17 protein-coding genes are annotated in these 17,541 nt (G+C 64.9%); 10 read left to right on the forward strand and 7 right to left on the reverse strand.

Features of this window, described 5'->3' with window-relative positions; all coding sequences use genetic code 11:
* The first annotated feature begins 227 nt into the window (after positions 1 to 227).
* A complete protein-coding gene (locus P1K30_RS14025; RefSeq protein ID WP_275633380.1) occupies positions 228 to 482 on the forward strand; it encodes a hypothetical protein in 255 nt (84 codons plus the stop codon).
* A gap of 81 nt (positions 483 to 563) precedes the next feature.
* Here the strand turns inward: P1K30_RS14025 and P1K30_RS14030 are convergent, their stop codons facing one another.
* The 7 genes from P1K30_RS14030 to tldD form a co-directional block, all read right to left on the reverse strand.
* Positions 564 to 1,190 (reverse strand): 3-oxoacid CoA-transferase subunit B, encoded by a 627-nt coding sequence (locus P1K30_RS14030; RefSeq protein ID WP_275633381.1) that lies wholly within the window; start codon positions 1,188 to 1,190, stop codon positions 564 to 566.
* Between the two features lie 19 nt (positions 1,191 to 1,209).
* Positions 1,210 to 2,280 (reverse strand): PAS domain-containing protein, encoded by a 1,071-nt coding sequence (locus tag P1K30_RS14035; RefSeq protein ID WP_338052369.1) that lies wholly within the window; start codon positions 2,278 to 2,280, stop codon positions 1,210 to 1,212.
* A gap of 157 nt (positions 2,281 to 2,437) precedes the next feature.
* On the reverse strand, positions 2,438 to 3,133 hold the full coding sequence (locus P1K30_RS14040; RefSeq protein WP_275633383.1) for a CoA transferase subunit A: 696 nt from the start codon (positions 3,131 to 3,133) through the stop codon (positions 2,438 to 2,440).
* 121 nt (positions 3,134 to 3,254) lie between these two features.
* A complete protein-coding gene (locus P1K30_RS14045) occupies positions 3,255 to 3,815 on the reverse strand; it encodes a L,D-transpeptidase (protein WP_275633384.1) in 561 nt (186 codons plus the stop codon).
* A gap of 152 nt (positions 3,816 to 3,967) precedes the next feature.
* On the reverse strand, positions 3,968 to 6,610 hold the full coding sequence (topA, locus tag P1K30_RS14050) for a type I DNA topoisomerase (RefSeq protein ID WP_275633385.1): 2,643 nt from the start codon (positions 6,608 to 6,610) through the stop codon (positions 3,968 to 3,970).
* 326 nt (positions 6,611 to 6,936) lie between these two features.
* A complete protein-coding gene (dprA, locus tag P1K30_RS14055) occupies positions 6,937 to 8,121 on the reverse strand; it encodes a DNA-processing protein DprA (RefSeq protein ID WP_275633386.1) in 1,185 nt (394 codons plus the stop codon).
* Between the two features lie 163 nt (positions 8,122 to 8,284).
* A complete protein-coding gene (tldD, locus tag P1K30_RS14060; protein ID WP_275633387.1) occupies positions 8,285 to 9,706 on the reverse strand; it encodes a metalloprotease TldD in 1,422 nt (473 codons plus the stop codon).
* Positions 9,707 to 9,890: 184 nt separating this feature from the next.
* Between tldD and coxB the strand changes: the two genes are divergently transcribed.
* The 9 genes from coxB to P1K30_RS14105 all read left to right on the forward strand — a co-directional run bounded on the left by coxB (position 9,891) and on the right by P1K30_RS14105 (position 17,501).
* Positions 9,891 to 10,766, forward strand: a complete 876-nt coding sequence (coxB, locus tag P1K30_RS14065) for a cytochrome c oxidase subunit II (RefSeq protein WP_275633388.1) — start codon at positions 9,891 to 9,893, stop codon at positions 10,764 to 10,766.
* 96 nt (positions 10,767 to 10,862) lie between these two features.
* On the forward strand, positions 10,863 to 11,795 hold the full coding sequence (cyoE, locus tag P1K30_RS14070) for a heme o synthase (RefSeq protein WP_275633389.1): 933 nt from the start codon (positions 10,863 to 10,865) through the stop codon (positions 11,793 to 11,795).
* 1 nt (position 11,796) lies between these two features.
* Entirely contained in the window at positions 11,797 to 12,024 is a 228-nt protein-coding gene (locus P1K30_RS14075; protein WP_275633390.1) for a hypothetical protein, read from the forward strand.
* Positions 12,021 to 12,599: a cytochrome c oxidase assembly protein gene (locus P1K30_RS14080; protein WP_275633391.1), complete on the forward strand. Its 579-nt coding sequence runs from the start codon at positions 12,021 to 12,023 to the stop codon at positions 12,597 to 12,599. The genes P1K30_RS14075 and P1K30_RS14080 overlap by 4 nt, the downstream gene beginning before the upstream one ends.
* A 27-nt stretch (positions 12,600 to 12,626) precedes the next feature.
* Complete coding sequence (locus P1K30_RS14085; protein WP_275633392.1) at positions 12,627 to 13,427, forward strand: cytochrome c oxidase subunit 3; 801 nt, start codon at positions 12,627 to 12,629, stop codon at positions 13,425 to 13,427.
* Positions 13,428 to 13,588: 161 nt separating this feature from the next.
* On the forward strand, positions 13,589 to 14,254 hold the full coding sequence (locus P1K30_RS14090; protein WP_275633393.1) for an SURF1 family protein: 666 nt from the start codon (positions 13,589 to 13,591) through the stop codon (positions 14,252 to 14,254).
* Between the two features lie 15 nt (positions 14,255 to 14,269).
* Positions 14,270 to 15,658, forward strand: coding sequence for a threonine synthase (gene thrC, locus P1K30_RS14095; protein ID WP_275633394.1), 1,389 nt, complete (start codon positions 14,270 to 14,272; stop codon positions 15,656 to 15,658).
* Entirely contained in the window at positions 15,655 to 16,917 is a 1,263-nt protein-coding gene (locus P1K30_RS14100; protein ID WP_275633395.1) for a M16 family metallopeptidase, read from the forward strand. Before thrC ends, P1K30_RS14100 begins: the two co-directional genes overlap by 4 nt.
* Positions 16,917 to 17,501 carry a GNAT family N-acetyltransferase gene (locus P1K30_RS14105; RefSeq protein WP_275633396.1) on the forward strand — a complete coding sequence of 195 codons (585 nt, stop codon included), beginning with the start codon at positions 16,917 to 16,919 and terminating at the stop codon, positions 17,499 to 17,501. Before P1K30_RS14100 ends, P1K30_RS14105 begins: the two co-directional genes overlap by 1 nt.
* The last annotated feature ends 40 nt before the right edge of the window (positions 17,502 to 17,541 follow it).

The following is a 17,541-nucleotide window of genomic DNA, read 5'->3' on the forward strand; positions in this document are numbered from 1 at the left end:
ATCTTTCAGGCCGGTTGGCGGGCCTCCTCCCTGACCTTCCCGCCGGCCTGAAATTTCCGTCCGTGCAACCTGACACATAGCAATGTGCGAAAATGCACTAATGCATGTATTACGTGAAGTAAGTGTGCATTGATGGTCAGGGTGACATGGATATATGACCCCACGGCGGCTGAGGTCGCCAGACGAAAACGCGGCGGCCGAAGCCGCCAAAAACAAGGAAGAACATCATGAAAACCGCATTTGCAGCCGCTCTGGCACTCGCCGTCGCTGGTCCCGCTCTCGCTGACGACGCTCAGCTGGCCAAAAGCCTTGGCGTTCAGCCCGGCGAATTCACTGCCGCTGAACTGACGATCCTGAAAGGCGCTCAGGGCCAAAGCGGCAACGAAGGCCGTGTCTACCTCGGCAACATGGAAACCAACCATGCCGCCCCGGTGAACCAGCGTGCCGTTCGCGAATTCCTCGCGATCGAAGCTGCCGACTAAGGCAATCGGTTCCGGCCAAGGCCGAACCAACAAAAAAGGGGGCCATCCGGCCCCCTTTAAATGTCTCGACCAAAGGCCGCGTCAGACGATCGCGGCCTTTGTCTTTTCCCGGATCTCGTCTTCGGTGACACCCGGCGCTAGCTCGACGATTTTCAGCCCGCCGTCGACCACGTCCAGCACGCCAAGGTTGGTGATGATCCGATCCACGACACCTGTGCCCGTCAACGGCAGGGTGCATTCTTTCAGAACCTTCGATTCGCCGGCCTTGTTGGTGTGATCCATCACGACCACGACCCGCTTCACGCCGGCGACCAGATCCATCGCCCCGCCCATGCCTTTGACCAGCTTGCCGGGGATCATCCAATTCGCAAGGTCGCCGTTCTCGGCGACTTCCATCGCGCCAAGGATCGCCATCGCGATCTTGCCGCCACGGATCATGCCGAAGCTGGTCGAGCTGTCGAAATAGCTGGTGCGTTCCAGCTCGGTCACCGTTTGCTTACCCGCGTTGATCAGGTCGGCATCCACCGCATCCTCGGTGGGGAAGGGACCGATGCCCAGCATTCCGTTTTCGGATTGCAGCGTCACGTCCACGCCTTCGGGGATGTAGTTCGCCACGAGCGTCGGAATCCCGATCCCAAGGTTCACGTACATGCCGTCTTCAAGCTCTTGCGCGGCGCGCTCGGCCATCTGGTTCCTGTCCCAGGCCATCCCTGCTGTCTCCTCGGTCCTATTGGGTCTCGATCGGAATCTTCAGGCGGATTGTCGTGCCTTTGTCGCCGGATGTCACGTCCCGTTCGGCGCCCAATTCCATCATTAGCCCAAGCACGACCCGGCCACCGACGGACTTGGTCTTCGGCCACTCGACACCCTCGGCGAAACCGATGCCGTTGTCGGCGATGGTCACTTCGATCGCGGTGGCCCCCAGTGGAATCATAGAAACGTTCAGCACGCCCTCGGCCCGGCCCTCGAACGCGTGTTGCAGCGCATTCGTCATGATCTCGGACAGCAGAAGGCCGATCTTCGCGGCGACCTCCGATCCGCAGGTCGCATCCTCGATCTGCGAATTCACGCGAATCCCGGCCCGACCGTCCAGATGCGCGGTCGTGCTGACCAGCCGGGACAGGTACGACCCAAGCGACACGTTGCCCGTGCGATGAGACACCGTGGGTTCGCTGAGTTCTTCGTACAGCAGCAGCAGCGATTCCACCCGGCGCGCCAAGGATTGCGTGGGCGCGGGATCGGGTGACGAGCGGCCCTGCAACCGGATCAGGCTGACGATCATCGCCAGATGGTTCTTCACCCGATGCTTCAGTTCGCGCAGCGCCTTCTGAGTCACGTTGGCCGAATTGCTGGCCTCGGCGTCGGACAGCGCCTTCTGGATGCCCAGGAAATGGGTCAGATTGCCCTCGGTGTCGTACACCGGGCTTAGAAGCAGGCGGTTAAGGAACTGCACGCCGTCGGCGCGATAGTTCACGATGTCGATCGTCGTCTCGGTTTCAGCCTTCAAAGCGTCGCGGATGCGCTGAAGGTCATCCTCGTCGGTTTTCTCACCTTGAAGAAAACGACAGTTGCGCCCGATTGCCGAACTCGGGCCATAGCCCGTCACCCGCTCGAACGCGCGGTTGACGTAGACAATGGGATTGTCCGGCAGGGTCGGGTCCGTGAGGACCATCGAAATCGGGGAGTCGGCGAGTATGCGAAACGCCTCGCTATCCGGAAGCGTGTTTAAATTGGTTTCCTTGTCCATCGGCACTGCGGTGTCATGTTCCTGTCCAAAGTGAAATCGCCCGTCAGCCATTTCCGCTTTCACAGCCCTGTTTTCAAGGCTGTCTCAGGGGGGACATCGTCAGTGTTTCAAAAATGTGAATGGACGTAACATTTGCCGTGCCTCTCGTGAGACGCAGGCTTCGCCTTCGGCAAAAGATTGCCGCCCAAGGGGCGGCAATCCGCCGGTATCAGGCTGCGCGGGTGGTCCGCTGTTCGATACGTTTTTCGAACTCGCCCTGCACGATGCGGTGCACGTAGACGCCGGGCAGGTGGATCGAATCCGGGTCCAGCGATCCACGCGGCACGATTTCCTCGACCTCGGCGATGCAGACCTTGCCGCACATCGCCGCCGGCGGGTTGAAGTTGCGCGCCGTCTTGCGGAACACAAGGTTGCCGGTGTCGTCGGCTTTCCACGCCTTCACGATGGACAGGTCAGCGACAATGGCCTTCTCAAGGATGTAGGTCTCGCCGTCGAAGTCCTTGTGCTCTTTGCCCTCGGCGATCTGGGTGCCGACGCCGGTCTTGGTGTAGAAACCGGGAATGCCGACGCCGCCAGCGCGCATCCGTTCGGCCAGCGTGCCCTGCGGATTGAACTCCAGCTCAAGCTCGCCCGACAGGTACTGGCGCATGAACTCGGCGTTCTCGCCAACGTAGGACGACATCATCTTCTTGATCTGCTTGGTCTGAAGCATCAGCCCCAGCCCGAAATCGTCAACACCGCAGTTGTTCGACGCGACGGTCAGGTCCTTGACCCCGCTGTCACGGATCGCCGCGATCAGGTTCTCGGGGATGCCGCACAGGCCGAAGCCGCCCGCGGCGATCACCATGCCATCCGTCAGAAGCCCCTCAAGCGCCTCTGCAGCCGACCCATACACCTTCTTCATGAATTCTCCCCTCCGCACGGTGGTCGCCTTGGTTGTGGCGTGACCGACGGCCGGAGTCAACGAAGGCGGCCCGTTGCCGGGGCCGCCTTCGGAATTCTGCCTTCAAGACAGCCGGTTGCGATCAGATAAGGCGCACCTGCGTGCCGACTTCGGCCTTGCCGAACAGGTCCACGATCATCTCGTTGTAAAGGCCGATGCACCCGTCAGACGACGGCCGCCCGATCTTGCGCGTGTCGTGCGTGCCGTGGATCAGGTAGGCGGGCCAGCTGAGGTACAGCGCGTGCGACCCCAGCGGGTTGTCCGGCGCACCGCCCGCGACGGGCTTCCAGTCGGGAAAGCGTTCCATCTGGCTTGCCGTGGGCGTCCAGCTGGGACCGACCTTCTTGCGCACGATCTCGGTATAGCCGCGCTTGGTCAGTTCGTCCGTCTTCGGGACCGAGGTCGGGTAGACGTTGTACGTTTCGCCGTCGCCGGACCAGTAGTGCAGGGTGCGGTTCACCGTGTCGCACACGATGCAACCCTTGCCGAGCTCGTCGAAATGGTCGCGCCAGTCCTGCGCCTGCCAGCTCGAGGCGTTGCGGGTCGCGGTCAGTGCGTCCTGCGCGCGGGCGATGGCCGGCAGCATCAGCGCGGCCGCGGCGCCGGCGATGACTTGCCGGCGGTTCATACGAAAGTTCTGCATGGGTGGTCCTGCGGGTTGTCGTCGGTTCGATCCATACCTGCGTCCGGCAGACATGGTTTTCGAGTCACGAATGCTTGATCTTGAATATCAGGTCGCGAAAGCAACACTCGATGACGCCGGTGGCAAAAATCTGCCAGCCGGCGTCCCGAGGATCAGTCTTCGTCGGCCTCTGCGGCCTTCGTCTTGGCGGCCGGTTTTTTCGCGGCCGTCTTCTTGGTTGCGGTCTTTTTGGTCGTCGTTTTCTTCGCAGCGGCCTTTTTCTTGGCCGGAGCCTTCTTGCCAGCCTTCGCGGCGCGTTCGGCGATCAGTTCAACCGCCTGCTCCATGCTCAGCTGCTCGGGCTCGATGGTGTCGGGGATCGTCGCGTTGATCTTGTCCCACTTCACATAGGGCCCGTACTTGCCCTTGTAGATCGCCACCGGGCCGCCCGCCTCCGGGTGTTCCCCAAGCTCGCGTACCGGCGCCGCCGCCCGGCCGCGCCCGCCGCGCGAGGCGACCTTTTCGGCCAGAAGCTGCACCGCGCGATTCATGCCAACGGTCCAGACCTCTTCGATCTCGTCGAGGTTGGCGTTGGTGCCGCCCCGGTCCGAGGTCGATTCCGCGTGTTTGATGTAGGGCCCATAGCGTCCGATGTTGGACCAGACGTTCACGCCATCCTCGGGGTGCTGCCCGATCAGGCGCGGCAGCACCAGCAGGCGCACCGCCTGTTCCAGCGTCAACTCTTCCGGGGGCCATTGTTTCGGCACCGACTGGCGCGGCGGCTTCGGCTGTTCCTTGGTCGCGGGACCGCGCTGCACATAGGGGCCGAACCGGCCTTTGAACACACGGATCTCATCGCCCTCGTCCTCGCCCAGCAGCTTGCCTTCGGGCGGGATCGCGCTGGCCTCGGCCTCGGCATCCGGCGGGCCGAACGGGCGGGTGTAGCGGCAGTCGGGATAGTTCGAGCAGCCGATGAACGCGCCACCCGAGCGCGCGGTGCGCATCGATAGCCGGCCGTTTCCGCAGTTCGGGCAGACCCGCGGATCGGACCCGTCCTCGGTCGGCGGATACAGATGCGGCGCCAGAACCTCGTCGATCTTGTCCAGCACCTCGCTGATCCGCAGCTCGGCGGTCTCGTCGATATGCGCTTTGAAGTCGCGCCAGAACTTGTCCAGCACGTCCTTCCATTCGCGATCACCGCTGGTGATGTCGTCCAGCTCGCCTTCCAGCTCGGCGGTAAAGTCATAGCCGACGTATTTGCGGAAGTAGTTGATCAGGAAGATCGTCACCAGCCGCCCCTTGTCCTCGGGGATCAGCCGGTTCTTGTCCTTCCGGACATAGCCGCGGTCCTGAATCGTCGTGACGATCGAGGCATAGGTCGACGGACGCCCGATGCCCAGCTCTTCCATCTTCTTGACCAGCGTCGCTTCGGTATAGCGCGGCGGCGGTTGGGTGAAGTGCTGCTCGGGGGTGATCGTCTTCTTGTCAGCCTTCTCGCCCTGCGTGATCTGCGGCAGACGCTTGTCGTCGTCATCCGTGGTGGCGTCGTCGCGGCCTTCTTCGTAGATCTTCAGGAAACCGTCGAACAACACGACCTGCCCGGTCGCGCGCAGTTCGACCTGTCCGTCAGCGCTGCTGACGTCGACGGTGGTGCGTTCCATCCGCGCGGCTTCCATCTGGCTCGCAAGGGTGCGCTTCCAGATCAGATCGTACAGCTTGCGCTGGTCGGCGTCGGACACTTTCAGTTCGTCGGGCGCCAGCGTCATCTCGGTCGGGCGAATACATTCGTGCGCTTCCTGCGCGTTCTTCGCCTTGTTCTTGTACATCCGCGGGCTCGACGGCACGTACTCGGCGCCATAGCGATCCTTGATCGCGTCGCGCGCGGCGTGCACCGCCTCGGGGGCCATGTCGATGCCGTCCGTCCGCATGTAGGTGATGTAACCGGCTTCATACAGGCGCTGCGCCGTGCTCATCGTCTGGCGGGCGCCCATGCCGAACTTGCGGCTGGCTTCCTGCTGCAGGGTCGAAGTCATGAACGGCGCCGACGGGTTGCGGCTGGCGGGCTTCGCCTCGACCGACTTGACCGACAGGTCGCGGCTGGTGATCGCCTGCACGGCCATCTCGGCCTGCGTGGAATTCTCGATGTCGTAGCGGTCCAGTTTCTTGCCGGCCAGCGTGGTCAGCCGCGCCTCGTACTCCTGCCCGCGGGGCGTCGACAGCAGCGCCTTCACCGACCAGTACTCGCGGGCGCGGAACGCCTCGATCTCCATCTCGCGCTCGACGATCAGCCGCAGGCAGACCGACTGTACCCGACCGGCGGATTTCGCGCCGGGCAGCTTGCGCCACAGAACGGGGCTCAGGTTGAAACCGACCAGATAGTCCAGCGCGCGGCGGGCAAGGTAGGCCTCGACCAGATCCTCATCGACCTTGCGCGGGTTCTTCATCGCCTCGGTGACGGCGGACTTGGTGATCGCGTTGAACACCACGCGGCTCACCTCGGTACCCGCCTTGATCGCCTTGCGTTTGCGCAGGGTCTCTTCAAGGTGCCAGCTGATCGCCTCTCCCTCGCGGTCGGGGTCGGTCGCAAGGATCAGCGTCTGGTCGTCCTTCAGCGCGTCGGCAATCGCCTTCACATGCTTCTTCGAGTCGCTCGCGACCTCCCACAGCATCTCGAACCCGTGATCCGGATCGACCGAACCATCCTTCGGAGGCAGGTCGCGGACGTGTCCGTAAGAGGCGAGAACGGTGAAGTCGTTGCCCAGATACTTGTTGATCGTCTTGGCCTTGGCCGGAGATTCGACAACGACGACTGGCATGGAAACCTCTTTGATTCAGCAATGACTGCTCATGGCGGCGGACCATGTGGCTTCTGCGCAGGGAATGTCAATGTGATGTTCCCGCCGCCGACCGGCCCGCAATTGGCGACTTTGCGGCCGCTGTTCAACCCCCGCCGCGACGTCGGCCCGCACCGGGACCCCGGACATGTGGCCCGAACCGCCAATCGGTTGAACCCCGCCGCCGCGCTCGCGCCACGGGTGTCCGCCCCCGGTTGGCGGGGGCCGGACGCGCCATCTTCTTCTCTTTCCAAGTACCTCGGGGGAGTCGCGCATCGCGCGACGGGGGCAGCGCCCCCGGACCGCCGTCACGTCCGGGCCAGAAGGCCCCCGGGACGGCGCTCGATCCGGCCTTCCAGTTCCAGCGTCACCAGTTCCGCGCCGACGGCCCCGGCGGGGGCGTTCAGATCGCGGATCAACTGGTCCTCGGCAACCGGGCTGGGCCCCAGCCGGTCCAGGATCTGTCCGTGCAACGCCGCCACTTCGGCCAGCGGTCGCCGGGGTGGGTCGCGGCGCGGCGCGGGGGGGCTGCCATCGGGCCGCGCCGCAATGGCGGTATCGGCCGTGTCGGCGGTCCGGGCCTGTCGCAGGAGCATCGGCGCCGCCGTCAGCGCCTCAACCACGTCGGCTGGTCCGCGCACCAGCGTGGCGCCGTCGCGGATCAGCATGTTGCACCCGGCGGCGCGTCCGTCGAACGGGTGGCCGGGCACCGACATCACCTCGCGCCCTTGGTCCAGCGCGCTGCGGGCGGTGATCAGGCTGCCGGACTTCGCCGCCGCCTCGACCACCACGACGGCCTGCACGAGGCCCGAGATGATGCGGTTGCGCGCCGGGAAATGCCGCGCCTGCGGCTGCATCCCCATCGGCTGTTCCGACAGGCGCAGGCCGCGTTCGGCGATTTCCTGCGCCAGTACCGCGTTCTCCGCCGGGTAGATCACGTCGACGCCGCCCGCCTGCACCGCGATGGTGCCGCCCTCCAGCGCAGCAAGGTGCGCGGCGGTGTCGACCCCGCGCGCCAGCCCCGACACGACGGCAAAGCCCGCGGCGGTCAGCCCCTCTGCCAGGCTTTTCGCCATGCGGGTGCCAAGGCTGGAGGCATTGCGCGCGCCGACCAGCGCGACAAGCCGCCGGTCCAGCAGCGCCGGGTCGCCAAGGCACCACAGAACCGGGGGCGCGTCAGACAATTCGGACAGGAGGGCAGGGTAGGCCGGGTCGCCGATGGCCAGCGGCACCGCGCCAGCCAGCCGGCCCTGACGCAGTTCCTCTTGCGCGACCTCGATCGGGCAGGGGGCGTAGCGTTCGACGCCTGCGGCGCGGGCCACGTCGGGCAGCGCGGCCAGCGCGTCAGCCGCCGTGCCGTGTTCAGAAATCAGTCTGTGGAAAGTGGTGGGCCCGACACGTCGAGAGCGCAAGAGGCGGAACCAGGTGACCCAATCATCCTCGCTTCGGGGTGGGGTGAGGGGGTGGGGTGAAGGGAGTAATTCCTCGGCCATTCCAGTTCCGCCAACTTGCAGGACCAGTTATGTCGCCAGAGTGGTTAAAGAGTCGTGAATAGAAACACTGTTGATGCAAAATTTCGCCAAGACCTTGGCTTGATTGACATAAAAACTCTCAAGGTCTGTCGCGCGCGCCGGGCCGGGGCCCGGCGCCATCGCATCACGCGGCAGAGCCGCCCACGGTCAGCCCGCCGATCATCAGGGTCGGCTGGCCGACGCCCACCGGCACCCACTGGCCCGCCTTGCCGCAGTTCCCGATGCCGGGGTCCAGCGCCATGTCGTTGCCGATGGCGCGGATCTTCTGCAAAGAGGTCGGCCCGTCACCGATCAGGGTCGCGCCCTTGACCGGCGCACCGATCTTGCCGTCCTTCACCCGATACGCCTCGGTGCAGGAGAAAACGAACTTGCCGTTCGTGATGTCGACCTGCCCGCCGCCGAAGCCGACGGCGTAGATGCCGTCCTTCAGATCGGCCACGATGTCCTTCGGATCAGCGTCGCCGCCCAGCATGTAGGTGTTGGTCATCCGGGGCATCGGGATGTGCGCATAGCTTTCGCGCCGCCCGTTGCCGGTGGGCTTCACGTCCATCAGCCGCGCGTTCTGGCGGTCCTGCATGTAGCCGACAAGGATACCGTCCTCGATCAGGACGTTCTTGCCGGACGGCGTGCCCTCGTCATCCACGGTCAGCGATCCGCGACGGTCGGGAATGGTGCCGTCGTCCAGAACCGTGACGCCGGGCGCGGCGACGCGCTGGCCCATCAGTCCGGCGAAGGCCGAGGTTTTCTTGCGGTTGAAGTCGCCTTCCAGCCCGTGGCCGACGGCCTCGTGCAGCAGCACGCCGGGCCAGCCGGCGCCCAGCACCACGTCCATCACCCCGGCGGGGGCGGGCTCGGCCGACAGGTTCACCAGCGCCACCCGCAGCGCCTCGCGCGCGGCGGCTTCCCAGTTCTCGCGGTCCACCAGCCCGGTCAGCCCGATCCGGCCGCCGCCGCCGTGGCTGCCGGATTCGCGGCGGCCGTTCTCTTCGACGATGACGGACACGTTCAGCCGCGCCATCGGGCGCACGTCGCGGACCAGCGTGCCCTCGGGGCGCAGGATCTCGACCTCCTGCAACGAAGCGGCCAGCGCGGCGGTCACCTGCACCACGCGCTTGTCCAGCGCGCGGGCGAAGGCGTCGATCTCGCGCAGGGTGTCGATCTTCACCGGGAAGGCGAAATCCTCCATCGGGTTGCGGTCGCCGTACAGCTTCACGTTCGTGTGCTGCGGCGCCTCGGCCAGAGTGCCGCCGCCGTCGCCCACCGCAAGCCGCGCCGTTTCCACCGCGCGTTTCAGCGCCTTTTCGGAAATTTCGCTGGAATGGGCATAGCCCGCCGTCTCGCCACGGACTGCCCGCAGGCCGAAGCCTTCGGTCGCGTCGTAGCTGGCAGAGCGCACCCGGCCGTCGTCGAACACGATCGATTCCGACCGCCGCCGTTCAAGGAAAAGCTCGCCGTCATCCGCTCCGGATACCGCCGCGCGCAGGTGCGACAGGGCGTTTTCCTCGTCCAAAGCGGTCTCGAACGGGCGGAACGGAACGTCGGTCATTAGCCAGAATCCTCGGGTTAGGAATTGATCCATGTCAAAAAGCGGCCTAATGCCGCAACACGGATGCTTGAGAGCGTCCCCCTAATATGGTTTCAAACCGCCAGGACACAACGGGGATTCCCTGCGCGCGCGCAGGACCCGTCAGCCGCGGCGGCAAGAGCCGCCCAGCCGTATGGGAGAGCACATGCGTTTGAACACGATCTTTGCGGGCGCCGGATCCGCACTCGCTGCCATCCTCGCCACCGGGACCGCCTGGGCGCAGGACGGCCTTGATGGACTGGAGACGATCGGCAAGCCGATCCCGAACGGCACCGGCTTTCAGCCCGCCGCGACGGAACTGGCCAGCGACCTGCAATGGCTGGACGGCATGATCCTTGCGATCATCACGGCCATCGTGATCTTCGTCATGCTGCTGATGCTGATCATCGCCGTGCGGTTCAACCGCAAGGCCAACAAAGAGCCGGCGACCTTCACCCACAACTCGCCGCTCGAAGTGACGTGGACGATCGTGCCGATCCTGATCCTTGTCTTCATCGGTGCCTTCTCGCTGCCGACGCTCTTCAAGCAGCAGGAAATCCCGGAAGCCGACCTTGTGATCAAGGTCACCGGCCACCAGTGGTACTGGAGCTACGAGTACATCAACGAGGAAATCGCCTTCGACAGCTTCATGCTGGGCGAGGACGAACTGGCCGACTACGGCTATGTCCCGGACGAATGGAAGCTGGCCACCGACACCGCCGTGGTGATCCCGACCGGCACGACCGTCGTGATGCAGGTGACCGCCGCCGACGTGATCCACTCGTGGACCATCCCCGCCTTCGGCGTGAAGCAGGACGCCGTTCCCGGTCGTCTGGCTGAACTGTGGTTCAACGTCGAGCCGGGCATGGAAGGCGTCTACTTTGGCCAGTGCTCGGAACTGTGCGGCAAGGACCACGCCTACATGCCGATCACGGTCAAGGCGGTCACGCCCGAGGAATACGCCACCTGGCTGGAAGGCCCCGCGCAGGACTACGCCGAGAACCCGGCGCCCCGCGCTGTCGAGGTGGCCGCAGCCGAGTGATCGCCGCCTGAAATCTCGCGGGGTGCGTGAACGGCGCTCCCCGCGTTCGGGTTTGTTGGGTGCGGTTGGTCCGCACCTTTCGTCAAAGGGAAGCGCATGAGCGATACCCATGTCAGTGACTTCGACCACGAGGCGGGCTTCGGCGACTACTTCGCCCTGTTGAAGCCCCGCGTGATGTCGCTTGTTATCTTCACCGCGCTGGTGGGGCTCGTGGCCGCGCCGGTTTCCGTGCATCCGGTCGTCGCCCTGTCGTCGATCCTGTTCATCGCCATCGGCGCAGGTGCCTCGGGCGCGCTGAACATGTGGTGGGATGCCGACATCGACGCGGTGATGAAGCGCACCGTGAAACGCCCGGTGCCGTCGGGCCGCGTGACCGCGGACGAGGCGCTGGCGATCGGCGTCGCGCTGTCCGGCCTGTCGGTCGTGATGCTGGCGCTGGCGGCGAACATCCTTGCCGGGGCGCTGCTGGCCTTCACCATCTTCTTCTACGCCGTGATCTACACGATGATCCTGAAACGGTGGACGCCGCAGAACATCGTGATCGGCGGCGCCGCGGGCGCCTTCCCCCCGATGATCGGCTGGGCCGTCGCGACCGGATCGGTTTCAGTGGAATCGGTTCTGATGTTCGCGCTGACGTTCATGTGGACGCCGCCCCATTTCTGGGCGCTGGCCCTGTTCATGAACAGCGATTACGACAAGGCCAACGTGCCGATGCTGACCGTGACCCACGGCCGTCGCGTGACCCGCAACCACATTCTTGGCTACACGCTGGCGCTGGTTCCGGTTGCGATGGGCATCGGGTTCACCTCGATCGGCGGCTACGCCTATCTTGCGATCGCCACCGTCCTGAACGTCATGTTCCTGAAGGGCGCGTACGACGTCTGGCAGCGCGACGACGTCACCGCCGAGGCTGACGGCTATCGCACCGAAAAGCGCCTGTTCCGCCTGTCGCTGTCCTATCTCTTCCTGCATTTCGCGGCGATCCTCGTCGAGGCGACGATGCGGTCCTTCGGTATCGGAGGCTGGTAGTATGGCGATCAACGCGGAGCACGAGATCCACAAGCGGCGATTTTCGCGCAACCTCGGCGTCGGCCTTGCGCTGGCCGGGTTCGTCGGGCTGGTGTTCGCGCTGAGCGTGGTCAAGGTTCAGACCGGCGGGCTGCTGGAAGGCTACGACCACCAGCCGCGGGTTTCGATGACGCCTGTAACGGAAGACGGCGCGACTGAAACGACAGCGACAGAGGAGGCCGGCGAATGAAGATGCAGGGAACTCACAAGACGCTGGCACTGACCGTCGGCACCGTGGTGCTGATGGGCGGCCTCGCATGGGCTTCGGTCCCGTTCTACGACTGGTTCTGCCGGGTCACGGGCTTTGGTGGCACCACCGGCGTGGCGAGCGCGGGTGCTGACCACATCCTGGACGAGACCATCAAGATCCGGTTCGACGGGTCGCTCGACAAGGACATGCCCTGGACCTTCAAGCCGGTCGAGCGCGAGGTCGAGCTGAAGATCGGCGAGACCGGGCTGGCCTTCTACGAGGCGTACAACCCGACCGATCGCCCCGTTGCGGGTCAGGCAAGCTATAACGTGACGCCTTACGAGGCGGGCGGCTTCTTCACCAAGATCGACTGCTTCTGCTTCACCGAACAGGTGCTGCAGCCGGGCGAGCGGGTGCAGATGCCGGTGACCTTCTACGTCGACCCGGAAATGGTCGAGGACCGCGACGCGAAATACGTTCACACGATTACGCTGTCCTACACCTTCTACGAAATCGACCTCCCCGAGACCCACGCCGCTCTGGCGACCGAGGGTGACTCGGTCTACAACGAATAAAGTCGCGCAAGACGAGGGAACGCTGCAATGGCGCACGAAAAGAACCACGACTATCACATTCTCCCCCCGTCGATCTGGCCCTTCGCCGGGTCGGTCTCGGCCTTCGTCATGCTGTACGGCGCGGTCCGGTACTTCCACGACGCCGGCCCCTGGGTGATGCTCATCGGCTTTGTCGGTGTGCTTTACACGATGTTCGCCTGGTGGTCCGAGGTCGTCTCGGAAAGCAGGGCGGGCGACCACACCCCGGTCGTCGCCATCGGCCTGCGCTATGGCTTCATCATGTTCATCATGTCCGAGGTCATGTTCTTCGCGGCGTGGTTCTGGTCGTTCTTCAAGCACGCCATGTACCCCGGCGGCCCGGAAACCCCGGTCGAGTATCAGGTCTGGCCCCCCGCCAACATCGAGACGTTCGACCCCTGGCACCTGCCGCTGATCAACACGCTGATCCTGCTGTGCTCGGGCGCCGCCTGCACCTGGGCCCACCACGCGCTGGCGCATGAGAACAACCGCAAGGACCTTGTGAACGGCCTGATCCTGTCCGTTGCGCTGGGTATCCTGTTCACGTTCTTCCAGATCTACGAATACAGCCACGCGGCCTTCGGCTTCTCCGGCAACATCTACGGCGCCAACTTCTTCATGGCGACGGGCTTCCACGGCTTCCACGTCGTGATCGGCACGATCTTCCTGTTCGTCTGCCTGATGCGTGCGCTGGCCGGGCACTTCACCCCCGAAAAGCACGTCGGTTTCGAAGCCGCCGCTTGGTACTGGCACTTCGTCGACGTGGTCTGGCTGTTCCTGTTCATGTCCATCTACATCTGGGGAAGCTGACCGTTTCGCACCGGCCGCCGCGGCGCGCCGGGCGACATCGTCGCACAGTTTCGAAAGGGCGCAGGTCGAACCTGCGCCCTTTTCCTTTCGGTGGTGCCCGTACGGCGGTTTTGCGTCGCACCGTCTGGCGCCCCCCGGCGCAAGGGACTAGGACAACTGGCATGAAAAGATACCTCGCCCCCCTTCTGATCGGCTGTATCGGTTGCGCCATCCTTCTGTCGCTTGGCGTCTGGCAAGTGCAGCGGCTGGCGTGGAAAGAGGCGATGCTGTCCCGGATCGAGTCGCAGATCGCCGGCGATCCGGTGCCGCTGTTCGCCGGCCCGCTGGAGGAATACCAAGCGGTCGAGGCGACCGGCACGATCACCGACGAAGAAGCGCACGTTATGACTCCGGTGAAGAACATCGGCGCGGTGTTCCGCATCGTGTCCGTGTTCGAAACCGACGGCCGCCGCATCCTGCTGGACCGCGGCTTCGTCCCCGCGACGGACAAGACGGCGGATCGCCCGCCGGTCGAGGATGTCCGCATCGTCGGAAACTTCCGCACCGTTGAGGAAAGCGACAGCTTCACCCCTGAACCGGACCTCGACACCAACTATTGGTTCGCCCGTGACGTGCCCCGTCTGGCCGAGGCGCTGGGCACCGAGCCGATCCTTGTGGTCCTGCGCGAAAGCGACGAAGCTTCCGCTCCGGTGACGCCGTGGCCGGTCGGCACCGAGGGCATCCCGAACAACCACCTGAACTACGCGATCACGTGGTTTCTGCTGGCTGCGGTCTGGGCGGGGATGACAGCCCTGTGGCTGTGGCGTATCAACCGGCGGACCGACTGAATCAAAGGGGCAGCAATGCGTTACATCTCTACCCGCGGACAGGCACCCGTGCTGTCCTTCGAAGAGGCGATGCTGACCGGCCTTGCGCGCGACGGCGGGCTTTACCTGCCCGAGACGATCCCGCAGATGACGCAGGAAGAGATCGCCGCGCTGGCCGGGCTGTCCTATGAAGAAATCGCGTTCCGGGTGATGAAGCCGTTCATCGGCGACTGCTTCACCGACGACGAGTTCAAGGGCATCATCGAACGTGCCTACGCGGGCTTCGGCCACGACGCCCGCGCACCTTTGGTGCAGATGGGGCCGAACCACTTCCTGCTGGAACTGTTCCACGGCCCGACGCTGGCCTTCAAGGACTTCGCGATGCAGCTGATCGGCCAGCTGTTTCAGGCCGCGCTTGGCCGTCGCGGCGACCGCGTGACCATCGTCGGCGCAACCTCCGGCGACACCGGGTCAGCCGCGATCGAGGCGTTCCGCGGGCTCGACAATGTCGACGTCTTCATCCTGTTCCCCGAGGGCCGCGTGTCCGAGGTGCAGCGCCGCCAGATGACCACCCCGTCCGAGGCGAACGTGCACGCGCTGGCGGTGAAGGGCGATTTCGACGACTGCCAGGCCGCGCTGAAGGACATGTTCAACGACTTCGACTTTCGCGACGAGGTCAAGCTGGCGGGCGTCAACTCGATCAACTGGGCCCGGGTGCTGGCACAGGTCGTGTATTACTTCTCGTCCGCCGTATCGCTGGGCGCACCGCATCGCAAGGTCAGCTTCACCGTGCCCACCGGCAACTTCGGCGACATTTTCGCGGGCTACGTGGCCAAGCGCATGGGCCTGCCGATCGAGCATCTGGTGATCGCGACCAACCAGAACGACATCCTGCACCGCACGATGGTGTCCGGCGCCCATGTGAAAGAGGGCGTCAGCCCCTCGATCAGCCCTTCGATGGACATTCAGGTCTCGTCCAACTTCGAGCGTGCGCTGTATTACGCCTACGGTCAGGACGGCTCGGCCGTGGCGCACGAGATGGAGGCGCTGAAGACCGAAGGCGGCTTCACCGTCAGCCAGGGCGCGCTGGAATTCCTGCGCGAAACCTTCCTGTCCGGCCGCGCGAGCGAAGAAGAAACATCCGCCACGATCCGCGCAGCCTTTGCCGCGACCGGGGAAACGCTGTGCCCGCACAGCGCCGTGGGCGTGAAGGTGGCCGAGGAAAACCTTGGCACGACGCCGATGATCACGCTGGCCACCGCGCACCCGGCCAAGTTCCCCGACGCGGTCGAGGCCGCGACCGGCGAAAGGCCGCCCCTTCCCAATCGGATGGCGGACCTATATGACCGTTCGGAACGGTTCAGCGCCATCGACAACGATCTGGGCGCAATCGAGAACCTCATAAGGGAGCGCATCGCCACGTGACCGTGAAAATCCATACCCTGTCCAACGGCTTCCGGGTCGTGACCGAACGGATGCCCTCGATGAAATCCGTGTCGCTGGGGATATGGGTTATGGCGGGTGGCCGGCACGAACGGCCCGAGCAGAACGGGATCGCGCATTTCCTCGAACATATGGCGTTCAAGGGGACGAAAACCCGCAGTGCGCTGCAGCTCGCCGAGGAAATCGAAGACGTCGGCGGCTACATCAACGCCTATACCAGCCGCGAGATGACCGCCTATTACGCCCGCGTGCTCGAGAACGACGTGCGTCTCGCGCTCGACGTGATCTCGGACATCGTGCTGAACCCGATCTTCGAAGACAACGAGATCGAGGTCGAACGCGGTGTGATCCTGCAAGAGATCGGGCAGGTTCTCGACACGCCGGACGACGTGATCTTCGACTGGCTGCAGGAAGTCGCCTATCCCGACCAGCCGCTTGGCCGCACCATCCTTGGCCCGACCGAGCGGGTGCGCGGGTTCTCCCGCAGCGACCTGAAATCCTTCGTCGCCGAACACTACGGCCCCGAAAAGATGATCCTCGCCGCCGCCGGCGCGGTGGACCACGACGAGATCGCGGCCGAGGCCGAGAAACTGTTCGGGCACCTGCCGCGGACCGAGCCCGACCGGATGGAGCCGGGCCGCTTCCTTGGCGGCGAACGGCTGGAAGTCCGGCCGCTGGAGCAGGTCCATTTCGCGCTGGCCTTCGAGACGCCCGGTTACCGCGATGACGAGATCTACACGGCGCAGATCTATTCCACCGCGCTGGGTGGCGGCATGTCCTCGCGCCTGTTCCAAGAGGCCCGAGAACGGCGCGGGCTGTGCTACACCATCTTTGCGCAGACCGGGGCCTACGCCGACACGGGTCTGACGACGATCTACGCGGGCACCGCCGCCGACCAGATCGGTGATCTTGCCGGCCTGACCATCGACGAATTGAAACGCGCCGCCGACGACATGTCCGACGCCGAGATCGCCCGCGCCCGCGCGCAGATGAAGGCAGGGCTTCTGATGGGGCTGGAAAGCCCGTCGGCCCGCGCCGAGCGACTGGCGCGGCTGGTGTCGATCTGGGGCCGCGTGCCCAGCCTTGACGAGGTGGTCGAGAAGATCGACGCGGTGGGCACCGACCGCGTGACGGCCTTCGCCGAGAAGGTGGCAGGCGATGCACGCGCGGCGCTGACCATGTACGGCCCCGTCGACCACGCGCCCCGCATCGCGGACCTGCGGGAGCGTCTCGCGGCCTGATGCTGAACAGACGTCGCAAGCTGCGCCTTGTCACGGACCGGATGTTCCTGCGCGCGCCGCAGCATGCGGACTTCCGCGCCTGGACGGCGCTGCGACAGTCGTCGGCGGATTTCCTGACCCCGTGGGAACCGACGTGGTCGCCGGACCACCTGACCCGCAAGGCCTTCACCAACCGCGTGTACTGGGCGCAAAGGTCGATCGTCGGCGGCACCGCGATCCCGCTGTTCCTGTTCCGCCGCGAAGGCGAGGTGCTGCTGGGCGCGATCACCCTCGACAACATCCGGCGCGGCCCGGCGCAATCCGGTACGCTGGGTTACTGGATCGGCGAACCCTATGCGCGTCAGGGCTACATGGGCGAGGCGATCGAAGCGATGGTGCACCACGGGTTCAACGAACTCGACCTCAGCCGGATCGAGGCTGCCTGCCTCCCCGAGAACGCGGCTTCGCGCGGCGTGCTCGAGAAATCTGGCTTCAAGTACGAAGGCGTCGCGCAAAGCTACCTGCAAATCAACGGCCGCTGGCGCAATCACGTCCTGTATTCGAACCTGCGCCGCGACCGGCGCGGCAAGACCGACGTCGGCTAGCGGGCAACCCGCCCCCTGCTTCTTCTGTCCGCAAATATCC

Origin of the sequence: Psychromarinibacter halotolerans (assembly GCF_029168315.1) — a bacterium.
GTDB lineage: Bacteria > Pseudomonadota > Alphaproteobacteria > Rhodobacterales > Rhodobacteraceae > Psychromarinibacter > Psychromarinibacter halotolerans.